The sequence below is a fragment of the Qipengyuania algicola genome (assembly GCF_042492175.1).
Taxonomy (GTDB): domain Bacteria; phylum Pseudomonadota; class Alphaproteobacteria; order Sphingomonadales; family Sphingomonadaceae; genus CAJXSN01.
The window spans coordinates 479,636-497,560 of record NZ_CP170453.1 but is presented as its reverse complement, the minus strand read 5'-3'; the positions used below and the strand labels follow the sequence as shown (position 1 = coordinate 497,560).

Annotated in this window: 15 protein-coding genes and 1 other RNA gene; 10 read left to right on the top strand and 6 right to left on the bottom strand. The window is 61.7% G+C overall.

Annotated elements, in window-relative coordinates:
- The first annotated feature begins 90 nt into the window (after window positions 1-90).
- From aqpZ to ACFCW2_RS02395, 3 genes are all read left to right on the top strand, one after another.
- Complete coding sequence (aqpZ, locus tag ACFCW2_RS02405; protein WP_379547920.1) at window positions 91-813, top strand: aquaporin Z; 723 nt, start codon at window positions 91-93, stop codon at window positions 811-813.
- Window positions 814-876: 63 nt separating this feature from the next.
- Window positions 877-1,271, top strand: an RNA gene (rnpB, locus tag ACFCW2_RS02400) — RNase P RNA component class A.
- 41 nt (window positions 1,272-1,312) lie between these two features.
- Window positions 1,313-2,101, top strand: a complete 789-nt coding sequence (locus tag ACFCW2_RS02395) for a hypothetical protein (RefSeq protein ID WP_379547919.1) — start codon at window positions 1,313-1,315, stop codon at window positions 2,099-2,101.
- 3 nt (window positions 2,102-2,104) lie between these two features.
- On the opposite strand, the gene ACFCW2_RS02390 is transcribed toward ACFCW2_RS02395, so the two are convergent.
- The gene (locus ACFCW2_RS02390; protein ID WP_379547918.1) at window positions 2,105-3,427 is read right to left on the bottom strand and encodes a UDP-glucose dehydrogenase family protein; all 1,323 of its coding nucleotides are present in this window, start codon (window positions 3,425-3,427) and stop codon (window positions 2,105-2,107) included.
- Between the two features lie 62 nt (window positions 3,428-3,489).
- Window positions 3,490-4,293 (bottom strand): metallophosphoesterase family protein, encoded by an 804-nt coding sequence (locus ACFCW2_RS02385; protein WP_379547917.1) that lies wholly within the window; start codon window positions 4,291-4,293, stop codon window positions 3,490-3,492.
- 262 nt (window positions 4,294-4,555) lie between these two features.
- On the opposite strand from ACFCW2_RS02385, the gene ACFCW2_RS02380 reads away from it, so the two are divergent.
- Both ACFCW2_RS02380 and ACFCW2_RS02375 read left to right on the top strand, forming a co-directional pair.
- A complete protein-coding gene (locus ACFCW2_RS02380; protein ID WP_379547916.1) occupies window positions 4,556-5,311 on the top strand; it encodes a TorF family putative porin in 756 nt (251 codons plus the stop codon).
- A gap of 72 nt (window positions 5,312-5,383) precedes the next feature.
- Window positions 5,384-5,821, top strand: a complete 438-nt coding sequence (locus tag ACFCW2_RS02375) for a VOC family protein (RefSeq protein WP_379547915.1) — start codon at window positions 5,384-5,386, stop codon at window positions 5,819-5,821.
- 40 nt (window positions 5,822-5,861) lie between these two features.
- Here the strand turns inward: ACFCW2_RS02375 and nhaA are convergent, their stop codons facing one another.
- The gene (gene nhaA, locus ACFCW2_RS02370) at window positions 5,862-7,079 is read right to left on the bottom strand and encodes a Na+/H+ antiporter NhaA (RefSeq protein WP_379547914.1); all 1,218 of its coding nucleotides are present in this window, start codon (window positions 7,077-7,079) and stop codon (window positions 5,862-5,864) included.
- Between the two features lie 91 nt (window positions 7,080-7,170).
- Here nhaA and ACFCW2_RS02365 point away from each other — a divergent pair, with 91 nt between their 5' ends.
- The 5 genes from ACFCW2_RS02365 to ACFCW2_RS02345 all read left to right on the top strand — a co-directional run bounded on the left by ACFCW2_RS02365 (window position 7,171) and on the right by ACFCW2_RS02345 (window position 13,268).
- Window positions 7,171-8,583, top strand: a complete 1,413-nt coding sequence (locus tag ACFCW2_RS02365) for a glycosyl transferase family protein (protein ID WP_379547913.1) — start codon at window positions 7,171-7,173, stop codon at window positions 8,581-8,583.
- A complete protein-coding gene (locus ACFCW2_RS02360) occupies window positions 8,580-9,743 on the top strand; it encodes a hypothetical protein (protein ID WP_379547912.1) in 1,164 nt (387 codons plus the stop codon). Before ACFCW2_RS02365 ends, ACFCW2_RS02360 begins: the two co-directional genes overlap by 4 nt.
- Before the next feature lie 53 nt (window positions 9,744-9,796).
- Entirely contained in the window at window positions 9,797-10,711 is a 915-nt protein-coding gene (locus ACFCW2_RS02355) for a sulfite exporter TauE/SafE family protein (protein WP_379547911.1), read from the top strand.
- Window positions 10,712-10,724: 13 nt separating this feature from the next.
- Window positions 10,725-11,480, top strand: a complete 756-nt coding sequence (locus tag ACFCW2_RS02350) for a TIGR02186 family protein (protein WP_379547910.1) — start codon at window positions 10,725-10,727, stop codon at window positions 11,478-11,480.
- Between the two features lie 81 nt (window positions 11,481-11,561).
- Complete coding sequence (locus ACFCW2_RS02345; RefSeq protein ID WP_379547909.1) at window positions 11,562-13,268, top strand: ATP-binding protein; 1,707 nt, start codon at window positions 11,562-11,564, stop codon at window positions 13,266-13,268.
- On the opposite strand, the gene ACFCW2_RS02340 is transcribed toward ACFCW2_RS02345, so the two are convergent.
- From ACFCW2_RS02340 to ACFCW2_RS02330, 3 genes are all read right to left on the bottom strand, one after another.
- Window positions 13,265-14,011 (bottom strand): 7-carboxy-7-deazaguanine synthase QueE, encoded by a 747-nt coding sequence (locus tag ACFCW2_RS02340; RefSeq protein WP_379547907.1) that lies wholly within the window; start codon window positions 14,009-14,011, stop codon window positions 13,265-13,267. The genes ACFCW2_RS02345 and ACFCW2_RS02340 overlap by 4 nt on opposite strands.
- A gap of 157 nt (window positions 14,012-14,168) precedes the next feature.
- A complete protein-coding gene (locus ACFCW2_RS02335; RefSeq protein WP_379547906.1) occupies window positions 14,169-14,984 on the bottom strand; it encodes a zinc-dependent peptidase in 816 nt (271 codons plus the stop codon).
- Between the two features lie 62 nt (window positions 14,985-15,046).
- Window positions 15,047-17,839, bottom strand: a complete 2,793-nt coding sequence (locus tag ACFCW2_RS02330) for a valine--tRNA ligase (RefSeq protein ID WP_379547903.1) — start codon at window positions 17,837-17,839, stop codon at window positions 15,047-15,049.
- Window positions 17,840-17,925: the final 86 nt, after the last annotated feature.

Below are 17,925 nucleotides of genomic sequence, written 5' to 3'. Positions count from 1 at the left end.
GCAGTTAATCTTCTCTGCCGGAAACGGCGCCGAGCGACATCCGGCGGAATCGTGCCCGCCGGGTGCCGCACAAAATAAGGGGGAAGTATCATGTTTCGCAAATTGTCTGCCGAGTTGTTCGGCACATTCTGGTTGGTCTTCGGGGGCTGCGGTTCGGCTGTTTTGGCAGCCGCATTTCCGGAGCTCGGCATCGGCTTTGTCGGCGTATCGCTGGCCTTTGGCCTGACGGTCATGACCATGGCCTATGCGGTTGGCGGGATTTCCGGCGGCCATTTCAATCCGGCGGTGTCGCTGGGTCTGGCTGTTGGTGGCCGTTTCTCTTGGGCCGAGCTTGTGCCTTACTGGGTCGCGCAGGTGCTGGGCGCCTTTATCGCCTCGGGCATCCTGTTCGTCATCGCCAGCGGCGCACCCGATTTCAGCGCGGGCGGCTTTGCGTCCAACGGTTTTGGTGACCTTTCGCCGGGCGGCTATTCGATGACCGCCGTGCTGATTGCAGAAATCGTCCTGACGGCGATGTTCCTGATCATCATTCTGGGTTCAACCTCGCCGGTTGCCCCGGCAGGGTTTGCGCCGATTGCCATCGGTCTGGGCCTGACGCTGATCCACCTGATCTCTATTCCGGTCAGCAACACCTCGGTCAATCCGGCCCGCTCCACCGGTGTGGCGTTCTATGCAGAAACCGCAGCGGTCGGTCAGGTCTGGCTGTTCTGGGTCGCTCCGCTGATCGGCGCGGCGCTGGGCGCGATTATCTGGCGCTTCGTATTGTCGCCCGATGAATCGCTGGAAGGCATTGGCGGCGAAGGCGAAGCCTGAGCTTGCAACTCTTGCGCGGCACCGGCTTCCCAAGTGCCGGTGCCGCGCCTATATCGGGCCGTGCCAGGGGGCCGGGCAGTCGCGTTTCTCACGAAGCGAGGAAAGTCCGGGCTCCACGAAACATGGGTGGCGGGTAACGCCCGCCGTGGGTAACCACAGGGAAAGTGCCACAGAGAGCAAACCGCCTCCTTCTTGAAGGGGGTAAGGGTGAAAGGGTGCGGTAAGAGCGCACCGGCGGGCCGGTAACGGTTCGCGTCACGGCAAACCCCACCCGGAGCAAGGCCAAATAGGGGTCTCGCGCCCGTTAAACGGCAGGGGTGTTTCGCCCCGAGAGGCCCGGGTTGGCTGCTAGAGCTGCGGAGCAATCCGCAGAGCAGATGAATGACTGCCCATGGGGGGCTGGTGCGTCACGCATACCGCCCGCTGGACAGGACCCGGCTTACAGGCCCCCTGGCATTTCCTCTGTCCTACAGACCATCGATAGGGTTACAGGATAGCTATGAGCGATTTCGGACGGCCTCGATCCACATTCCAGATCATTGCCATCATTCTGGCGGTCATCGTCCAGATCGGCGCGACCTATCTGCCCTTGCTGGGCTTTGGCGAGAATATCGGTAGTCGTTCGGACGATATCCGCACACTGATTACGCCGTCCGGCTGGGCGTTCGCCATCTGGGGACCGCTGTTTTTCGGCTCTATCTGCTACGCCATCTGGCAGGCCTTGCCCGGCCCCCGCATGAGTGCGTTTCTCGGACGGATTGGCTGGTGGTCGGTCGGTGGTTTATCGGCGCAAGGCATCTGGGCTGTCTATACGCAAAGCGCAGCCCTGACCTTCGTCTCGGCGATCATTATCCTGTTCTCGCTGGTGTGCCTGCTCGCGATCATGCGCCAGATTGTTGCGCTGGACCGGCCCATGACCACGGGCGAGCGCTGGCTGGTGGGGCTGCTGTTCACCGCGCTGGCCGCGTGGCTGACGGCGGCGAGCATCGTCAATATCTCCGCCGCGCTGGTCTATCACGGGTTCGATCTGGGCGAGGCCGAAGCCGCCGCCACGGCGGGCGTGGTGATGGTGGGAGGCTGCATCGCCTCACTCGCCATTGCGCGCAGCCGGGGCGCACCGTGGTATGCAATGGTGTTCCTGTGGGCGCTGCTGGCGATCTATTACCGCGGCGGCCAGGAAGCCTCCGCAATCGCGTGGGCCTGCGCCGGAGCCGCTGCACTGGTCGCCGCCTCGGCGCTGATCCGGCTGACCGACCCTGCCAACCGAAAGTTTTGGTTGGGGTGGTAGCCGTCAGGCTCGCCCGATGCTCGAATATTCGAAGCCTGCATCGCGCACGTCTTGCGGGGAGTAGATGTTGCGCAGGTCCACCAGCACGGGGGCCTTGGCCAGCGCTTTGACCCGGTTCAGGTCGAGCGCGCGGAATGCGTCCCATTCGGTGACAATGGCCACCGCGTCGGCCCCGTCGATGGCTTCATAAGGGTCCGCGCACATGGTTACATCCGGCATCAGCGGCGCGGCGATTTCCATGCCTTCGGGATCATACGCCGCAACCTGCACTCCGGCATCGCCCAGCGCCTGCGCCACAGCAATCGCAGGCGAATCGCGCATATCGTCGGTGTTGGGTTTGAAGGTCAGTCCCAGCAGCGCGACCTTCTTGCCGCGCGCCGCGTCTGCTCCGCCCAGCGCGTCCAGCACCTTGCGACCCATGGCGCGTTTGCGGGTGTCGTTGACCTTGACCACTGCCTCGACGATCCGCGTGGGGCTTTCGTAATCCTCTGCCGTCTTCAGCAGCGCGAGCGTGTCTTTGGGGAAGCACGACCCGCCATAGCCCGGCCCGGCGTGGAGGAATTTGGACCCGATGCGGCCATCCATCCCGATGCCGCGCGATACGTCCTGCACATCCGCGCCGACTTTCTCGCACAGATCAGCCATCTCGTTGATGAAGGTGATTTTGGTCGCGAGGAAGGCGTTGGCGGCGTATTTGATCAGCTCGCTGGAACGGCGATTGACGAACAGCAGCGGCGACTGGTTGAGGAACAGCGGGCGATAGACCTCGCTCATCACGTCGCGCCCGAAGTCGTCCTCCGCCCCGATCACGATCCGGTCGGGGTGTTTGAAATCACCGATGGCTGCACCTTCGCGCAGGAATTCGGGATTGGAGACGACGGAGACTTTGAGGCCGCGATCCTTCACCGCCGCGCTGTCCGCAAGAATGCGCTCGACCTCATCGCCGGTGCCGACGGGCACGGTCGATTTGGTGACCACCACGGCGTCGTTCTCCAGCGCCTCGCCCACTTCGCGGGCCACGGCGTAGACGAAGGTCAGATCGGCATGCCCGTCACCCCGGCGGCTGGGCGTGCCGACCGCGATGAAGATGGCGGAGGCGTCCTTGATACCCTCGGCCAGATCCGTGGTAAAGGACAGGCGGCCTGCCTTCACATTGCTGTCGACCAGCGCATCCAGACCCGGCTCGTAGATCGGCATGATCCCGTCATGCAGCTTCTCGATTTTCGCCGGGTCCTTGTCGATGCAGACGACGTCGTGGCCGAAATCGGCGAAACACGCGCCGGACACCAGACCGACATAGCCAGAGCCAACCATCGCGATCTTCATTGCCCGGTTCCTTCAAAATCAAAATTTGCAGATATCATGGCGCGGCGCATAGCCGCTACCGGTTAAGGTAGCGTGTCGTAATGCTCGATATGGATTTTGCCATCTTTCTCCACCGACTGGATATAGCGGCGGGTATCGCCCTCCAGCACCACGGCGGTCAGGCGGCCATAGCGGAACGCGCCGGTATCCACGCCGATGCGGTTGGAGCGTTCGTCCACGTCTTCGAAAATCGTGTGGCCGTGGACGATGATGTGCGGATGCGGCTCGTCATGGGCGAGAAACCGCTCGCGGATCCACAGCAGGTCGCGGCGCTTCTGGTCTTCGATGGGGACGCCGGGCGTGATGCCGGCATGGACGAAGGCGAAATCGCCGATCACGATCCACTCTTCGAAGCTCTCCATGAACTTGCGGTGCTTCTTCGGAACCAGCTCGTGCAGACGCTCCTGCAGGCTTTCGATGGAGGCGTCGTTATATTCCTTCTTGGGAATACCGTAGCTCAGAATCGTCTCGCGCCCACCATGCTTCAGGAAATGGCGCAGTGTGCCTTTGTCAGTGAAGCTTTCGAGGAACATTTCCTCGTGATTGCCGGCCAGAATGCGGACCTTGCGACTTTTCTGCCAGTCGCGTGCGCCTTCGATGACCTTGCGGCTGTCCGGCCCCCGGTCGACCAGATCACCCAGCAGGATGACGGTGGTGTCTGCGGGGCCGCTCTTTTTGTCGTCTTTTTCGATCGCCTCGGCCAGGGCTTCGAACAGGTCGAAGCAGCCATGGATATCGCCAATCGCATAGACCCGCTGGCCTTCCGGCACGCTGGCGCCCTTCACGCGTTCGCGGGAGCGGAAAAGAGCTTTGAGTGGTTTGATCATGGGTGCGCGACAGGTCTTCCGAGTTCGTCAGATAGGCGCTGGACCACTGCAGCGCAAACGCTGAGCGGGCGCTGAACCCACACCTGTCACCATTTTGCAACGAAAGAGAAACTCCATTGCCAAGCAACTAATCCATTGTTGTGCAGCGCAGCGATGCTGTGCATGATTGCTTCGTATCGAGTGAGAATCACGCAGCAAAAACGCGTGGCCGCTCGGAACGCAGGCGGGACGAAGCAACACATTAAGCTCCAGGAGCCTGAATATGCTTACGTCCAATCGCGGTTTTGCCGCACTTCCCGTTTCGGCATTTGCAGTTGCAACTGCCCTTTTGTTTTCCACTCCCGCGGCGGCGCAGGACGGTGAAAGCTCCGTTTCCGTTTCGGCCAATACCACGCTGGCTTCCGAATACCGGTTCCGCGGTGTTGATCTGTCGGGCGGCGAATTCGCCATTCAGGGCGGTGTCGATGTCGAGCACGACAGCGGCTTCTATGTTGGCACATGGGCCTCCAGTCTGGATGAGCAGACGGTCGGCTATGGCAGCACCGAGCTGGACGTTTACGGCGGCTGGTCCGGCGATGTCGCCGAGGGCGTTTCGATCGATGTCGGTGTGATTGGCTATCTGTACCCGGATGCGGGCCCCGGCGATTTTGACTATATCGAGTTCTACGGTTCGGTCGGTTACGCGATCGGTCCGGTCGAAACCACAGTCGGCGTGGCCTACGCACCTGATCAGGATTCGCTCGGCAGCACGGACAACCTCTATCTCTATACCGATGTCGGCGTTGGCATTCCCGATACGCCAATCACCCTGACGGGCCATGTTGGATATACCGACGGTTTCCTGACCTTCACCAATGACGGCAAAGCCTTCGACTGGTCGATTGGCGCAGAGGCCGCGATTGGCGGTACACCGCTTAGCGTGGGCGTTGCCTATGTCGGGGCCGAGGGCGACATCCCCGCGGGTGCTTACGACTTTGTTGACGATGCCTTTGTGGTGACGATCAACGCCAGCTTCTGAGCCGGTTCAAACCTACCAAGCCAAGGGGCGGTCTCTTGAAGGAGAGGCCGCCCCCTGTTTATGGGCACGGATATGACCCGTTATCTCCACACCATGATCCGCGTGACCGACCCTCAAAAGACGGTCGATTTCTTCAAGCTGATCGGACTGGAGGAAACACGCCGGTTCGATTCCGAGAAGGGGCGTTACACCCTGATCTTTCTCGCTGCGCCGGGACAAGAGGGCGTAGCCGAACTGGAGCTGACCTACAATTGGCCGCCGGAGGATGGCAGCGCGCCGGAATCGTATGATGGCGGGCGCAATTTCGGGCACCTCGCTTACCGGGTCGACAATATTTACGAGACTTGCCAGCGCCTGATGGATGCCGGGGTGACGATCAACCGCCCTCCACGAGACGGGCATATGGCGTTCGTGCGTTCACCCGACGGAATCTCGATTGAATTGCTGCAAGAGGGCAATCTGGAACCGGAGGAGCCGTGGGCCAGCATGGAAAATACCGGCACCTGGTAATCCGGGTTTTGAACCTCTGTGCGCGGGGCCTGAACAGACTCTAGGGCGTTACAGGTTCCACTGGCCGCTCTTCCGGATGTTTCGTCGTCAGCCGCAGGACGGTGTAGCCAAGGATCGCTGAGACAAGCGAGCCGCCCAAGATTCCGATCTTCGCCTCGTCGATAAAGGTCCGGTTGCCGTCGAATGCCAGCCCGCTGATGAACAGCGACATCGTGAAACCGATGCCGCACAGGATCGTGATGCCCCAGATTTCCACCCAGTTGGCGTTTTCCGGAGCTTTGGCGATACCCAGCTTCACCGCAGCGAAAATGATGCCGAAGATGCCAAGCTGCTTGCCGAACACGAGCCCGGCGGCAATCGCGATGGGGAGTGGTGCGAGCACCTCGTCTATGCCCATACCCGACAGGTTCACACCGGCATTGGCGAAGCCGAAAATGGGCACCACCAGATAGGCGCTCCACGGGGCCAGCCCGTGTTCCATCTTCTCAAGCATCGAATGCCCGGTCGTATCGCGCATCGGGATCGTCAGCGCGGCCAGAACACCGGCAATGGTTGCATGGATACCGGTGAACAGAACGCAGACCCACAGGACCAGAGCGACAAGCACAAACGGCCAAATCCGGGCAACTCCGAAACGGTTCATTGCGACCATCACGCCGAACACGACTGCCGCGATGGCCAGCCACATCAGCTTGATATTGGCGGTGTAGAAGGCCGCGATCACAAGCACCGCGCCGATGTCGTCAACGATGGCCACGGTCAGCAGGAACAGGCGCAGCGAGGCCGGGACACGGCTTCCGAGCAGGCCCAGAACGCCCATCGCAAAGGCAATGTCGGTCGCGGCCGGAATAGCCCAACCGCGCAGCAATTCGGCATCGCCGCCAATTACGCCGACATAGACCAGCGCTGGAACCGCCATACCTGCAGCGGCTGCCATAATTGGAAGGCGGCGCTGCTCCGGGGAAGACAGCTGCCCGCAGATCAGCTCGCGCTTCACCTCCAGCCCGACGACGAAGAAGAATATCGCCATCAGGCCATCGTTGATCCACAAATGCAGATCATCCAGCTTGGCAATCGGTGTCCAGGACAGCTTGCCGTAGAACAGCTCTTCATACGCCCCGGCGAGCGGCGAATTGGCCACCAGCATCGCAGCGGCGGCGACCAGAATGAGCAAGACGCCGGCGGAGGCGTCCCCCACAAACAGGGCGCGAACAGGCGCGATTGCGCGGGCGATCGGTTTTCTAATGGGTGTCAGCATGATTGCCCCAGCCTTTCTCCCAATCTCGGCGGCGTTGCAAGGGCGACCTAGTATAGATACGTAGTCTTTGGGACATGACTGGGGGCGCCTGATGGAACTTGCCGGCTTCACTGCCGAGCAGTGGCTTGTGCTGGTGCAGCACGAATTGCTCCTGTTTACAGGGCTGATGTTCCTTGCGGGCGCGGTGGACGAGTGGGCGGTGGATCTGCTGTGGCTCTATTACCGCGCTACCGGCCGAACAAAGACGGCCCGGCTGCCGGACCAATTTGCCTCTTCCACACCGCTCCGGCGGCAGGCTGCGGTCTTCATCCCGACCTGGGCCGAAGCGCCGGTTATCGGGATGACCATCCGCCATATTCTGCGGGTCTGGCCGCAGGATGGCTTGCGGATTTATGTCGGCTGCTATCCAAACGACCCCGACACGATGTCCGCCGTGATCGAGGCAGCAGGGGGCGATCCACGGGTGAAACTGGTCATTGCCGATGAACCCGGTCCGACCACCAAGGCCGGATGCCTCAACCGCCTGTATCGCGCGCTGCGCGATGATGAGCAGCGCGGCCATGCGAGGATCGGCACAATTATCCTGCACGATGCAGAAGATCTGGTCGATCAATCCGCGCTCACCCTTATCGATGCGGCGATGCAGACGGCGGACTTTGTCCAGCTTCCCGTCCTGCCGGCGCCGCAGCCCGCCTCCCGCTGGATCGGTAGCCATTACTGTGAAGAGTTTGCCGAGCAGCATGGCAAGGCGATGTTGGTGCGCGATACGATCGGCGCTTCCATCCCTTCGGCCGGGGTCGGCTGCGCGGTCGATCGTGGATGGCTCGACCGGGTGGCACGCCGCAATGCATCCGGCATGCCATTCGCGGCAGACAGCCTGACCGAGGATTACGAGCTGGGCCTCACTTTGGACGAGCTGGGCGCACAGTCCCGGTTCCTGAGGGCGCGCGGAGCGGACGGGCATCTGGTGGCAACCCGCGCCTGTTTCCCGTCTGACCTCACCGATGCGGTCCGCCAGAAGACCCGCTGGGTCAACGGGATTGCCTTGCATGGGTGGGACCGTACTGGCTGGAGCGCCAGGCCGCTGGAGATTTGGATGCGCCTGCGCGACCGGCGCGGGCCGTTGACAGCCTTCGTCCTTGCGCTCGCCTATGCGCTGCTGTTCTTCGCAGGCGGTTTGCAGATCGCGCATTGGCTTGGCTGGGGCGAGCCTTTCCAGCTGACGCCGGCGCTGCGCGCTGTCTTGCTCGCCAATGCCTTCGCCCTTGCCTGGAGGGCCGCATGGCGCTTTGCCTTCACCGCGCGCGAATATGGCGCGTTGGAAGGGGCGAGGGCAGTTCTGCGTATTCCGCTGGCGAATGTCATCGCGATCATGGCCGGGCGCAGAGCGTTGGTCGCCTATTGGCGTGCATTGCGCGGTGCACAGGTCACATGGGACAAGACATCGCACAGCGCGCATCCCGTGCTCGATGCGCAAGGGCGCTTCGTGAAGGTTGCAGTATGAGCGAGACGGCACCGCGCCGGGCCGGAGCACCGCTGACTGCTTTGATGGTGCTTCTGGGTGTCTGGGTCTTGGCGCGCGCTGTCCTGTGGCAGTCGCCTTTCCCCGTGCCGTTACCCGAACTGGGACTGCCGGGGTTTGCGGGCGCGGTACCGGTCGGCAAGCAGGACAAGGTCACGACCGATCTGACGCCAAGCGAGCGTCCTGCAGAGATTAGCGAGCTGGGTCTCGTGTCAGAAAGGCCACCGAGGATCGCAGCTGCATCCATTACAGTGCCTTTAACTGTGAACCGCGCCGGCCCCCTGTCCGCCAACGCATCGCGCCTTCAGGCCAACCATCAATTGCTGTTTGCCGCGGGCATGGCCTACGCCCCTTCGGTGGAAGAGTTTCGCCGCCTTGTGGCCGGACGTCACATTGGCGTACCGTCGCCCGCCCGTCCCGTGATGGCCGCGGCATCCGGCTGGCCGCCGCCGTCCTCAGGCGGGGCAGGAAGCAATGACCGCAAAGCCAGCCGCTGGAGTTTTGATGGCTGGGCATTGTGGCGCGATGGCTCCCGCCAATCGGCAGCCGCAGCTGCCCCCTCGCCAAGCTACGGGCAAAGTCAGGCGGGCGCTGTGCTGCGCTACCGGATCGCGCCCGAAATCGGCCAAAGCCCGCAGGCTTTTGTGCGGGCCACTCGCTCGCTGGTGAGCCGCCCGGAAAGCGAAGTCGCCGCGGGTCTCAGTGCGCGGCCTATCGCAGCGCTGCCTCTTAGAGCGCATGGAGAGATCAGGATGACCGAACGTCCGAGCGGCCAGGAAATCCGCCCCGCTGCTTTCGTAGCGACCGAGATCCCGCCTCAGGATTTGCCCCTCGGACTGCGTGCCGATGTCTACGCTCAGGGCGGCTATGTCGGCGGTGATTTCGCCACCGCGTTTGCCGACGGACAAGTGAAGATCGACCGCGATGTTGCCCGGTTCGACCTTGGCACTCTGCGCGCCGGAGCAGGCGTCTGGGGCGGCGCGCAGAAGGGAGCGGCGCGATTGGACGCCGGCCCCAGTGTGGCGCTTGCATTGGACAAGACGCCAGTCCCCGCCCGACTTTCGGTGGATTACCGGGTGAGGGTGACGGGCGATGCGCGGCCCGGATCGGGCGTTGCAGTCACCCTTACCACCGGCTTTTAGAAAAGGCGGCGCTTCCAAGGGCGCGCGCCCTCGTATAGTCACCATGGCCAGTCATGGACGTCTATCTTCCCATCGCGAACCTCTCGGTCGACGGATTTGTTATCGTCGCTCTCGGTGCGCTCACCGGCGTTTTGTCCGGTCTGTTCGGGGTCGGCGGTGGTTTCCTGACGACACCACTACTCATTTTCTACGGTATCCCGCCAACGGTCGCGGCGGCTTCTGCGGCCACGCAGGTGACGGGTGCCAGCGTGTCCGGCGTTCTGGCCCATACCAAGCATGACGGGGTCGATTACCGGATGGGCGGCGTTCTGGTGGCGGGAGGTCTGCTGGGCGCGGTGCTGGGGGCGCTGCTGTTCCGGTTCTTCCAGTCGGTCGGGCAGATCGATGTGGTGATCAATGTCCTTTATGTCCTGATGCTGGGGACAATCGGCGGGCTGATGCTGCGCGAGTCGCTGGAATCCATCGTTGCGCGGCGGCAGGGGCAGGCCCCTGTGGCAAAGCGGCGCAGGCATCATCCGCTGGTCGCGGCGCTGCCCTATCGCTGGAGGTTCTACCGGTCGGGCCTTTATATTTCGCCGCTTGCTCCGCTGATCCTGGGCACTCTGATCGGCATTCTGACCATGCTGATGGGGGTGGGCGGCGGCTTCATGCTGGTCCCTGCCATGCTGTATATTTTGGGAATGAGCGGGCAGGTGGTGGTTGGCACCAGCCTCTATAACATCCTGTTCGTGACCATCGCTGCGACCATGATCCATGCCCTGACAACGCAGGCCGTCGATCTGGTGCTGGCGGCATTGCTTCTGCTGGGATCGGTGCTCGGCGCGCAGTTCGGGACCAAGATCGCCTTCCGGCTGAAGCCCGATCTGCTGCGGGTGACGCTGGCGACCATTGTCCTGCTGGTCGCCCTGCGGATGCTGTATGGCCTCGGTATCCAGCCGGACGAAATCTACACGGTGGCACCGCTGTGATCGGGGCTGAACAATGAGGCGGGTGCTGCTGGTCCTCGCGCTGTTCTTCGCTCTTTCGGCGCAGCGCGATCCCATCCTTGTTCCGGAGGTCTCTCAGGACGAAGTGCAGGTGCGGCAGGGCTTTACCGGCACGGAATTGCTGCTGTTCGGCGCTGTTCTCGATCCCTCTGGCCGCCGCGCGGCGCGCGATTACGATATTGTCGTGGTGCTGAAAGGGCCTTCCTTCCCCATTCAGGTACGCGAGAAAGAGCAGATCGGCGGCATCTGGATGAATGCCGACAATGTTCCCTTTCGCTCCGCCCCCAGTTTCTTCGCCGTCGCATCTTCCTCTCCCATCGGCATGATTGTCGACGAGCGAACGGCAGCGATTTTCGAGTTCGGCACGAATTTCATCCAGCTTTCGCCCACCGGGGCAATCGACCCGGAGGAGCAATTGCGCTTTCGCAACGGGCTGGTCGATCTGCGCACGCGGCAGGGGCTCTACAAGCAGGATGACGGCGGCGTCGAAGTCAGCGAGGGCGTGCTGTATCAGGCGCGGATCGATCTGCCTTCCAGCGTTCAGACCGGCACCTACACTGCCGAGACATTCGCGGTGAACGATGGCCGTGTCGTCGCCTCCGCCATTGCCAAGGTCGAGGTGCGCAAAGTCGGCTTCGAGCGGTTGGTGGAGACGTTCTCGCAGGTCCAGCCGTTCTTTTACGGGCTGGTCGCTATCATTCTGTCGGTCGGAATGGGCTGGCTTGCCGGGCGGCTTTTCGCTTTGATTTAGAGGACTTCGCGTCTTCCTTAGCGCAATCTTAACCCTGACTGGTCTAGCCCTGCTGCCATATAACAGACGGGGCACTTCCGAATGACCGATATGGCAAAACAGGATTTCACACCGGCGCAGGGCGGCGGCAATGGGCAGGCGAGCGGACAAAGCGCGCCCTCGGATGCCCCATCGAATGCCCCATCCAACGCCATGCAACCCATCGGCGTTGTGCTGGAAATCGCCGGTTCGGGTTCGCAAATTGCGCTCGATCTGGAACGCCTGAATGAATGTATGGCGGATGATGATCCGTCGATCGGCCTCGCCGGTCAGGTCGGCAGCCAGGTCAAAATCCGCGTCGGCAACAGCTGGCTGCTCGCCAGTGTACGCAACCAGAAACAGGATCGCCGTCAGGGCGGCGGCGTGCTGGCCAATATCGATTTCCTCGGCGAAGGCATGGAAGAAAAGCTGACCGGGCGGATCCATTCTTTCCGCCGCGGTGTTACCCGCTACCCTGTGCCCGGCGCCTTCATCTACCCCGCCACAACCGCCGATTTGCGCCAGATCTACGCCAGCGATGGGCGCTCCAACATCCAGATCGGCACCGTCTACCCGACCAAGGATATCCGTGCCGGGGTCTATATCGATGCCATGCTGGGCAAACATTTTGCCCTGCTCGGTTCCACCGGTACCGGTAAATCGACCAGTGCCGCGCTGATCCTGCACCGTATCTGCGAGGCAGCACCGCAGGGCCATGTGGTGATGATCGATCCGCATGGCGAATACTCTGCAGCGTTCAAGAACACTGGCGTCATCCTGGACGTGTCGAACCTCCAGATGCCGTACTGGCTGCTCAATTTCGAAGAGCATTGCGAAGTCTTGCTGACCAGCCAGGGCAACGAACGCCAGGTCGATGCCGACATTCTTGCCAAGTGCCTGCTGAAGGCGCGCTACAAGAACCGGCTGGCCGAACAGATGGGCAAGATCACGGTGGATTCGCCGATCCCCTATTTGCTGTCCGATCTCAGCACCGCCATCAAGGACGAGATGGGCAAGCTGGACAAGGCGACCGATACAGCGCCGTTCATGCGCCTCAGCACCAAGCTGGAGGAACTGAAAGGCGATCCGCGCTACCAGTTCATGTTCTCCGGCATGCTGGTCGGCGATACGATGGCCGATTTCCTGTCGAAGATTTTCCGCATGCCGGGCGATGGCAAACCGATTGCGATCATCGATGTGTCGGGTGTGCCGTCCGATATTACCTCCACCGTGGTGGCGGTGCTCAGCCGCCTGACCTTCGATTTTGCCATCTGGGGCCGCGAAGAGAAGACGCGGCCGATCCTGCTGGTGTGCGAAGAGGCCCACCGCTACGTGCCGAGCGAGAAGAACGCCGATGGCTCCAGCGTCGGAAACATCCTGTCGCGCATCGCCAAGGAAGGCCGGAAATACGGCATCAGTCTCGGCTTGATTACCCAGCGCCCGTCCGATCTCGCCGAGGGCGTGTTGTCGCAATGCGGCACGATTATCTCGATGCGCCTCAACAACGACCGCGACCAAGCATTCGTGAAGGCCGCCATGCCCGAAGGGGCGCGCGGTTTCCTCGATTCAATTCCCGCGCTGCGCAACCGCGAATGCATCATTTGCGGTGAAGGTGTGGCGATCCCGATCCGCGTGTCGTTCGACAACCTGGAAGAATCCAAACGGCCAGCATCGGAAGATCCGAGCTTTGTAGAACTGTGGCGCGAATCCGGCGACGAGGAAGAGGCGGTCCATCGCGTCGTCCAGCGCTGGCGCAGCCAGGGTAGCTAAGTCCCCCGCGTATCCCCGAACAGGTGGATATGCAGCCGGTCGCTCAGGCGGTAGCCGTGCTTCAGGCATAGCGGGACCAGCCATTCCTCACGTTTCCGCAGCGTCTCGCTGTCGGTCCCTTCCGGCATCAGAAAGATGCGAGCCGGCGGGATGGCGTGGGCACGCTGGAGGGCGAGCACTTCGTCCACATCCTGCGGCGATGCGATCACGAATTTGAAGAAGGCGCGGCTGTCCAGCGCATAGGCATCCAGCCGCGCGCCGATCAGCGCCAGTTCGGCCGGATTACCGGAATGCGCCAGCTTTGGGCTGACATTGTACTGATCGATATGAATATCGAGCCGAGCCGGGGCCTCGACCGTGCCATTGGTCTCGATCTCGAATGTCATGTCGGGCAGCGCGGCGACTAGTTCGGCGAGGGCGGGGGCCTGCAACAGCGGTTCACCGCCCGTGATGACGAGGCGTTTCTGCCCCAGCGCAGCGATCCGCTCCGCCGCATCGGCCACGTCCAGAGTGATCTGGTTGGCCTTCCGCTCGAACGAAACCCCGTCACGGTGCTCGCGTCCCGGTCTTCTGGCATCACCCTCAAAATACCAAGTATAAGCCGTGTCGCACCACATGCAGGCAAGGTTGCAGCGCGACAGGCGCACAAACGCGACCGGCGTGCCTGCGCTTGGCCCTTCGCCTTGCACGCTTGCGAAGATTTCCGGGCCGCCTGTATCGTCTGTGGCGAGAACTATAGCCATCGGTAATCCGGCCCGAAATTGACGCAGAAATCATGCGGGAATGCGCTTGCCGTTAGAAGACAAACCATCGGTTGAAGTTGGGCAGCAACAGTCACGCGCACCCCTTGCCAGAAAACAGCTCGAGAGGAAATTTCAGCATCAAGCGCAAAGGACAAAATTATGTCCATTCGGCTGGATCGAGCGCCAGCAACTGCGCAAGTTGGTCATAGAGCGCCGGGTCCTCGCTGCGCAGGGCACGGGGTTTCTCGAAAAACGTGACGATTGCTTCGGCGAAAAATTCCTCGTGGTTGGTCGCGCCGTAGGGGTCAATCAAGGTTCGCTCACCGCGCCCCAGCTGCTCGATGTGATCGTTATAGGCCTGCAGCATCGCCTTCTCCCAGCCCGCATAGGTTTGCCCCTTGCGCAGGATAGGGATGCCGTTGGTATGGCCGCTGAGGGCATCGAATTGATGGGCAAATTCATGGACCACGACATTGTGTCCATCCTCTGCATCAAGACCGCCCCGTAGCGCATCGTCCCATGAAAGGACCACCGGGCCCCGTGCCCAGCTTTCGCCAAGCGTCGCGTGGCTCTTCTCGTGGACGAAATGACCATCATGCGCATTGCGGTTGGTCAGGAATGCCGAGGGATAAATCAGCACGTTGCGCAGCGTGTCATACCAGGCTGGGCTGTTCACGATCAGCAGGCACGCTTGCGCAGCGATGGAGAGCTTCATCTCCTCGCTGACTTCAAGTTCGTTGAGGCCGCGGAAGGTGATCTGATCGAGAAACAGGTTCATTTTCCCTTCCAGCTTAAGCCGCAAGGGTTGGGGCAGGCGCCGCACAAGCGGGACCAACCGTTCGACCACTGCACGCTGCTGAGGCGTGAGCGGCTTCGCCAAAAGCTCTTGGCGATTCAGCCGCCGCGCATACCACCGGTATAGCAGGGCGCCAGCGGCGAGCAGCGCAGCGCAAAGAATGAGCCAGGGCGTCATTGTCAGCAGATAATAGCGCGCAGGCCGTTTTTACAGGGTGGAGGGGGCGCTGGGCTGGTAGTCTATCCCAGCCGTGCCAGCGCCGCTGTCAGTCTTTCGACCTCTCCGGAATGATGCGCGAAATCAGCTTTGGCCTTTTCTACGGCTTCTGGCTTTGCACGGTCGACAAAGTTGGCGTTGGATAGCCTGCCTCCGAGCGACTTGGCTTCCTTCTTCGAAAGTTCCAGCGCCTTTGTCAGGCGTGCTTTCTCCGCCTCGATGTCGATGACCCCGGCCAAGTCGACCAGAACCACATCATCGCCAACTGCGATTTCCATCGCTGGTTTGGGGATTGGGCCGGGAACGTTGGAGTCGCCAATTTGGCCCGTCAGTGCGAATGGGCCGACGCGCGACAGTCGCTCCGCCGCGGCGGCACCGTTACCGCCAAGAACCTTTTGCGCCAGATCAGACGGGTCTTGAATGACCGCCCGCAACTTGGTTCTAGGCGGAATACCGATCTCGTTGCGAGCGGTTCGGGCATTGGCGACAAATTCGATCGTCCAATCAATCGCATCAGTGGCGTCTTTCGACACCTGCGCACGCGGGTCGGGCCATTTGGCGGTGATCAGCGGATAGTTGCTGCGATCAGTCCCGCCCAATTCGGCCTGTGCAAGCCACAATTCCTCCGTGATAAACGGCATGAAGGGGTGCAGCATGACAAGGATCTGATCGAGTGCCCATCCGGCCACTTCGCGCGTCTCGGCAATGGCGGCTTCCGGTGCCGACGGCTGGCTGTCGTCTTTCACCAAAACCGGCTTGATTAGTTCAATATACCAATCGCAAAACCGGCTCCAGGTGAACTGGTAGATCGTATTGGCAGCGGCATCAAATCGCAGATCCGCCATCGCCTTGTCCAAGGTTTCCAGCGTTTGCTGCACTTCGCCGATGATCCATTGATTGACGGCGAGCTTGGCCTTCGGTGCTTTTACTGTTGTCGAGGCGCCGATGCCGTTGGACTGGCAGAAACGTGTCGCATTCCAGAGCTTTGTTGCGAAGTTGCGGTATCCCTCGACCCGCTTGTCATCCATCTTGATGTCGCGGCCCTGGCTTTCCATCGCTGCCATGAAGAAGCGCAGCGCATCCGCGCCATACTGGTCGATCAGGCCCAGCGGATCGACGACATTGCCCTTCGACTTGGACATTTTGGAGCCATCGGCGGCGCGCACCAGCCCGTGCAGATACAGCCGCGGCCACGGGGCCTGACCGGTGTTGTAATTGCCCATCATCATCATCCGCGCATCCCAGAAAAACAGGATATCGAAGCCGGAGATCAGCAGGCTGTTAGGGTGGTGCTTCTCAAGCAGATCGGTCTTTTCCGGCCAGCCGAGCGTGGCAGATGGCCACAGCGCGCTGGAGAACCATGTGTCGAGGACGTCGCTGTCGCGGGTGAGGGTAACGCCGTCGCCCGCCTGCGCCTGCGCCGCTTCCTCGCTCTCGGCAACATAGGCCTTGCCGTCGCCGTCATACCAAGCAGGGATCCGGTGTCCCCACCACAGTTGCCGCGAAACGCACCACGGCTGGATGTTCTCCATCCAGTTGAAGAAGGTCTTTTCCCACGTCTTGGGGACAATCTCGACTTCGCCTGATTTTACCTGCTCGATGGGTTTGACGGCCAGTTTCTCGGCATCGACATACCACTGGTCGGTCAGCCAAGGCTCGATCACCACGCCGCCACGGTCGCCGAAGGGGGTGGCGATCTGGCGCGGTTCAGCGTCATGCTCGACTTCCTCGCCCTTCTTGGTCTTGGCGATATGCGGGATGAGGTAGCCCTGTTCTTTCAGGCGCTGAACCACCAGCTCGCGCGCGCCATCGGTGCCGTCGCGCTTGAAGCGGTGCAGGCCGAGATATTCTTTCGGCACCAGACCGTCTGCGGTCTGGCAAACATTGGCCTCGGCATCCAACATATTGAGCATTTCGCCCGCCGCAAATCCGGCCCGCTTGCCCACGTCGAAGTCGTTGAAATCGTGCCCCGGCGTGATCTTCACCGCGCCGCTGCCCAGTTCGGGATCGGCATGCTCGTCTGCGACGATGGGCACGCGGCGGCCGGTAATCGGCAGGACAACATGCTTGCCGACAACGCTGGCATAGCGCTCGTCCGACGGGTGAACCGCCACCGCCATATCGGCGAGCATTGTCTCGGGCCGGGTGGTCGCGACCTCGATGTAATCGCGGCCATCAGGCAGCGTCACGCCGTCTTCCAGCGGATATTTGAAGTGCCAGAAATGGCCGGGAATGGTCTGCGTTTCCACTTCCAGATCGCTGATTGCCGTCTTCAGCTTCGGGTCCCAGTTCACCAGTCGCTTGTCGCGGTAGATGAGGCCATCGTTATAGAGGTCGACGAAGGTCTTCAGCACCGCGCCGCTGAAATGCTCGTCCATCGTGAACTGCTCTCGGCTCCAGTCCATCGAGCAACCGAGCCGCCGCAGCTGGCGGGTAATGGTGCCGCCGCTTTCCTCTTTCCACTCCCACACCTTCTTCACGAAATCTTCGCGGGAATAGTTGGTGCGCTTGTCCTGTTTCGCCTCCAGCTGGCGTTCGACCACCATCTGCGTCGCGATGCCGGCATGGTCGGTGCCGACCACCCACAGCGCATCCTTGCCGCGCATCCGCTCGTACCGGATCACGATGTCCTGCAGCGTGTTGTCCAGCGCGTGGCCGATATGCAGCGACCCCGTCACGTTCGGCGGCGGGTTGACGATGGTGTAGGGTTCGGCATCCGGGCGCTCGGGCCGGAAACAGCCGTTTTCCTCCCAATAGGAGTACCAGCGCGCCTCGATTTCGGCGGGATCGAATGTGGTGGAGAGTTCGCTTGTCATATCGCCCGCCGCCTTGCCAGCGGAGGCCTTGAAGGCCAAGCCCAATTAAGCCCCCTTGTCGTGCCGCGCAAAGAAACGCATAGCTA

Bases quoted from the DNA above. Each gene is read 5' to 3' on its own strand.
- aqpZ (WP_379547920.1), top strand. From the start codon at position 91: ATGTTTCGCAAATTGTCTGCCGAGTTGTTCGGCACATTCTGGTTGGTC.
- ACFCW2_RS02395 (WP_379547919.1), top strand. From the start codon at position 1,313: ATGAGCGATTTCGGACGGCCTCGATCCACATTCCAGATCATTGCCATC.
- ACFCW2_RS02390 (WP_379547918.1), bottom strand. From the start codon at position 3,427: ATGAAGATCGCGATGGTTGGCTCTGGCTATGTCGGTCTGGTGTCCGGC.
- ACFCW2_RS02385 (WP_379547917.1), bottom strand. From the start codon at position 4,293: ATGATCAAACCACTCAAAGCTCTTTTCCGCTCCCGCGAACGCGTGAAG.
- ACFCW2_RS02380 (WP_379547916.1), top strand. From the start codon at position 4,556: ATGCTTACGTCCAATCGCGGTTTTGCCGCACTTCCCGTTTCGGCATTT.
- ACFCW2_RS02375 (WP_379547915.1), top strand. From the start codon at position 5,384: ATGACCCGTTATCTCCACACCATGATCCGCGTGACCGACCCTCAAAAG.
- nhaA (WP_379547914.1), bottom strand. From the start codon at position 7,079: ATGCTGACACCCATTAGAAAACCGATCGCCCGCGCAATCGCGCCTGTT.
- ACFCW2_RS02365 (WP_379547913.1), top strand. From the start codon at position 7,171: ATGGAACTTGCCGGCTTCACTGCCGAGCAGTGGCTTGTGCTGGTGCAG.
- ACFCW2_RS02360 (WP_379547912.1), top strand. From the start codon at position 8,580: ATGAGCGAGACGGCACCGCGCCGGGCCGGAGCACCGCTGACTGCTTTG.
- ACFCW2_RS02355 (WP_379547911.1), top strand. From the start codon at position 9,797: ATGGACGTCTATCTTCCCATCGCGAACCTCTCGGTCGACGGATTTGTT.
- ACFCW2_RS02350 (WP_379547910.1), top strand. From the start codon at position 10,725: ATGAGGCGGGTGCTGCTGGTCCTCGCGCTGTTCTTCGCTCTTTCGGCG.
- ACFCW2_RS02345 (WP_379547909.1), top strand. From the start codon at position 11,562: ATGACCGATATGGCAAAACAGGATTTCACACCGGCGCAGGGCGGCGGC.
- ACFCW2_RS02340 (WP_379547907.1), bottom strand. From the start codon at position 14,011: ATGGCTATAGTTCTCGCCACAGACGATACAGGCGGCCCGGAAATCTTC.
- ACFCW2_RS02335 (WP_379547906.1), bottom strand. From the start codon at position 14,984: ATGACGCCCTGGCTCATTCTTTGCGCTGCGCTGCTCGCCGCTGGCGCC.
- ACFCW2_RS02330 (WP_379547903.1), bottom strand. From the start codon at position 17,839: ATGACAAGCGAACTCTCCACCACATTCGATCCCGCCGAAATCGAGGCG.